This window comes from Mesorhizobium sp. M1E.F.Ca.ET.063.01.1.1 (genome assembly GCF_003998155.1).
Lineage (GTDB): Bacteria > Pseudomonadota > Alphaproteobacteria > Rhizobiales > Rhizobiaceae > Mesorhizobium.
In genome coordinates this window covers 1-3,942 of record NZ_RZSC01000567.1, presented here as the reverse complement: position 1 = coordinate 3,942, position 3,942 = coordinate 1, and the positions used below count along the sequence as shown (strand labels likewise).

The 3,942-nt window shown below is 56.6% G+C and carries 4 protein-coding genes; 1 reads left to right on the top strand and 3 read right to left on the bottom strand.

What is annotated here, in order from left to right; all coding sequences use genetic code 11:
• Positions 1–93: 93 nt before the first annotated feature.
• From EOA29_RS28110 to EOA29_RS28100, 3 genes are all read right to left on the bottom strand, one after another.
• The gene (locus EOA29_RS28110) at positions 94–1,281 is read right to left on the bottom strand and encodes a PfkB family carbohydrate kinase (protein ID WP_127221903.1); all 1,188 of its coding nucleotides are present in this window, start codon (positions 1,279–1,281) and stop codon (positions 94–96) included.
• Positions 1,278–1,607, bottom strand: a complete 330-nt coding sequence (locus EOA29_RS28105) for a hypothetical protein (protein ID WP_189479013.1) — start codon at positions 1,605–1,607, stop codon at positions 1,278–1,280. Before EOA29_RS28105 ends, EOA29_RS28110 begins: the two co-directional genes overlap by 4 nt.
• 119 nt (positions 1,608–1,726) lie before the next feature.
• Positions 1,727–2,326 (bottom strand): hypothetical protein, encoded by a 600-nt coding sequence (locus EOA29_RS28100; RefSeq protein ID WP_245468557.1) that lies wholly within the window; start codon positions 2,324–2,326, stop codon positions 1,727–1,729.
• A 705-nt stretch (positions 2,327–3,031) separates the two neighbouring features.
• Between EOA29_RS28100 and EOA29_RS28095 the strand changes: the two genes are divergently transcribed.
• Positions 3,032–3,942 (top strand): AAA family ATPase (locus EOA29_RS28095; protein ID WP_127221900.1); only part of this gene is annotated, 911 nt, incomplete at its 3' end.

Below are 3,942 nucleotides of genomic sequence, written 5' to 3'. Positions count from 1 at the left end.
CGCGCTGACCATAGTTGATCGTGACACACAGCTCAGGCCGCAGCCACCAGGCGAGCGCCGACGAGTCCAAGCCACCGGAGAACAGCAGCATTCTCACCTCATGGAACTCCAGATCGCCTGGTAGATGGCAGTCGTGAAATCGTCTGTGATCAGGCAGCCGGTGCCTTCTAGCATTGTGAGGCTTTCGGGCCGCGGCGCTTCAGCCAGCACAACCACCGGAATTCCCAGATTTCGAGCGTATCCGACCTCGAAAAGAGTGCCCGCATCTTCCCCGTCGATGACCGCTAGGGCGGCATTACAAGACCGGAGGCCCTCCAGATCCTGTCCGGCGATGTACTCAGCACCTCCGTGCGAGCCTACCTCATGAATGGGCGAGAATGTTTGCCCGCCCAGCATTTCCAGACAGCCACGCATCTCATCGACGAGCCACCGCTGGGCCAGCGTGAAAAAGGGCGCCGCAATGTACACTCGACCGACCGCTCCCCCGGCAGGGTACGGCGCCAGCTCGTCGAGCCCTTCAAGAGAAAGCTGGGGCTCGCGCGTCGAGACGTAACAGGCAACGGCACGAGACGCGAAATCTGCCGCTTGCGCCGCGGGCCAATCCCTTTCGCCCCAAAGATGAGCGAACACCGCGCTGAAGATATCACCAGAGCCCAATTTGAAAACGGTCTCGGATCGGTATGCGGGCAACTGCACATTCCCGCCAGCTTGAATAACGACAGCTCCCAACGGGCCGCGTTTGACCACGACGACGTCGGCCTTGAAGCGATCACGCACGGTTTCGTATGACCAGATATCGCCGACGCCTTCACCAACGCCGTATTCGAGCTCTGCCTCGTTGAGGACGATCGCCAGTTCCTTTGCGGTGGAGCCGTTGGCGTGAAAGAGCAGCGCCGCCGAAGGATGCTGCGGGTCGTAGATCGCCCGCCTGGCACTGATGACGGCGTCACCCTCGACCATCCCGAAGCGCAGGACGACATCGCCATTAGCGGAAAGCGATTGGAGCTGTTTGCCAGGCGCGCCGACAAGCTCTGAAATCGAGAGTGGGTGAAAATAGTGGAAGCCGACGTTGGCAGTGATTTCTCGCAGATCGGTCGCCACGCCAAACCCCTGCATCGTCTGCCGGACATCTTCAGCCCAGCCAGTATAGGCGTAAGCCGTCAGGTGAGAGTGAGGTGAAAGCGCCGACAAGGCCACGGCGGCCCGCCCGGCTGATCCGAAAATACGCGACCAGTAAGGACGAACGCACTCTTCGCGGTACACGCCGCCGACAATGATCATGGCGTGCGGCCACCAATGACATGGCAGTGGCCGGAGCCGGTCTCTGTGACTTCCACGTTATAGCGAACGCCGGCTTGTAGGCATTCGAGGAAAGTTGCGTACTTCTCGAAAGCGTTGAATGATCCAACGATCATGCCATCAGACCTGATGGCTACAGCGACAGGGTGTCGATCACGGAACTCTATCCCTATCTCAAGAAAGTCACCCTTCTTCAGTCCAACCAGCGCAGGAAGTCGAATACCTTGCAGGTCAGTGTCGATGCGAATATCGCATCGATCCGCTCCTTCCACTGCCCCCAAGCCAAGGCCTAGCTTGCTGTTGCTCACTTTAGGCGCGCTCGAATGATCGGCGTTCCTGTCACTACCTGTCGGTATGCGCTTCCCAGCCATCGAATCAAGCCTCCCTATTCGAAGATTAGGAGGTCGGCCAATCGAAGGTAAATGGGTCAGCCGAACAGTATGCGCATATCCCGCCACATAATTGCGTCCAGAAGGGAGGCTCTGACCTGGATCGCCCGAGCGAATTCAAGGAATTTTTTTTCAAGCGCCTCATAATCTTTCGGGAGGCGGTATTTCGCGGGAAACAATCCCATCAGCTCACCAGCCCGAAGGACATGAATATCAAGAATAGCGACCTCGTCGCTGCCCAACCAGTTTCGCACAATCCAGGATGCTGTCTTCGGGCCAATCCCGGGCAATTCCATAAGCTGCCGGCGAAAAACTATAGGATCATCAGTTTCCGGTGGTCTGTCACGGATCGCATTCAACGCGACATGCAGCCGGTCAGCCCGCTGCCGCGGATATCGGTATCTGTGCTGCCTACCCTCGACCAGCAGCGGCATGCTGAGCAAATCCTCTATCTCCCGCCGGGAGGGAACCGGGTCTGCGGAAAATATGCCCGCTCCGTAGAGGTGCTCCCAAGCGGCGCGGTTCAGTTCCATTTTCACGCCGTATCCGCCGAGCAGACAGAAAGCCAAGTCTTCAGCCAGTGGCGTGCCTTTCGGGCTGATGTAGTCCTCGGGGTCATCGGCCTCGAACTCTGCCATTTTCGACCAGTACGCGGGACTTCCTGCCCAACCACTCATCCCAAAGCGAACGCCCGGAAGAACTTCGTCTTCCGGACCAAAGCGACCTGACGTTTCCGAACTAGCGGTCATGCGCGCAATTATATATGTATTACATATGCAAAGCAAGGTTGAGGACATTGCCCGCACGGTTGATCTCAAACGACGCGAGACCTCCATGACACAGACTGAACTAGCGGCGTGCCTCAATGTCGATCAAGGCCACCTGTCGAAAGTGCTTGCTGGAAAAAAGCCGATCTCAACGAAAATGCGGCTTCGTATGGCCAGTTTACTAAACTCCTGGCCGCCTCCGAGATCGGGCGATCTCGCACTCGAAGCCGAGCTCATCTCAGAGATACGCAAATCGCCGATCTTTCGAGAGTTCATCCGTGCAGCACTTAAAATACATAAACTATGACTTCATAGTATGCATTTTGAGTTCCGATACTGGGTTCCACCGCAGAGGAATGCGTGTGCGGACGATCTCAAAGAAAGGGAAGCAACCGTTTCTGTCGGAGGCGAGGTCTTGGAGGGCAGTAGAAGAACCATCTGCAAACCAGATTTCGCGAACCCTGGACGCCGTGAACCCGTTCGCATAACCGGATATTTTGTCAGCGAATCGTCGTCTCACTCGATACGATCACTGGCAGGCACAGCAACGACGCACTGGAACTCAGAGGGGTAGAGTTGAAACTTACACGTCTTGAAATTCGCAGTTTCCGAAACTTCAAACACTTGGATGTCCAGCTCGATGGAAGTGCCGTCGTTGTCGGCGAAAACCGTGTCGGAAAGAGCAATCTCCTTTACGCGCTCCGGCTGATCTTCGACCCGACGCTTCCAGACAGCGCCAGGCAACTTACTCTGGCAGATTTTTGGGACGGTGTTGGTACGCCCGGCGCAACCGACAAAATATTGATCTCGGTGGAAATTCGAGATTTCGAAACTGATCTCGACGTTTTGCGCGTCCTCACCGATTTCAGATTGGACACGGACGCGTCTATCGTTCGTCTCTGCTACGAGTTTCGTCCGCTCGCAAACCTGATGGGTGCTCCTACGTCCGACGATGACTACGAGTTCATCTGTTATGGTGGCGAGAGTGAAACGAAGACGTTTGGTCATGACGTTCGGCGACGGATAGTCATGGATTTGCTCCCGGCTCTCAGGGACGCCGAAGGCGACTTGTCGAACTGGCGGCGTTCTCCCATGCGGCCGCTGGTCGAAGCTGCGTTCGGAAGTGTCGACCGCGCAGACCTCGAAGCCATCAAGGAAGCGATCGAGACCGCGACTGAGGAGCTGACGAACTTCGCCGCGGTTGACGAACTGCAGCAGGATCTTCGTGGCCTTTTCCTGGAGCTCAGCGGCGCCAAGCAGGACATCAAACCGAGCCTTGGATTTGGAGCGACCGACATCGACCGCGTCTATCGTAACGTCAAGCTGCTCATTGACGATGGCAAGCGGACAATCTCAGACGCGAGCCTCGGTTCATCAAACATCGTCTTCCTGGCGCTGAAGGCATTGGAACTCAAACGCCAGATCGCGGAGAACAAACGAGATCACACACTTTTCGCCATTGAGGAACCAGAGGCGCATCTTCACCC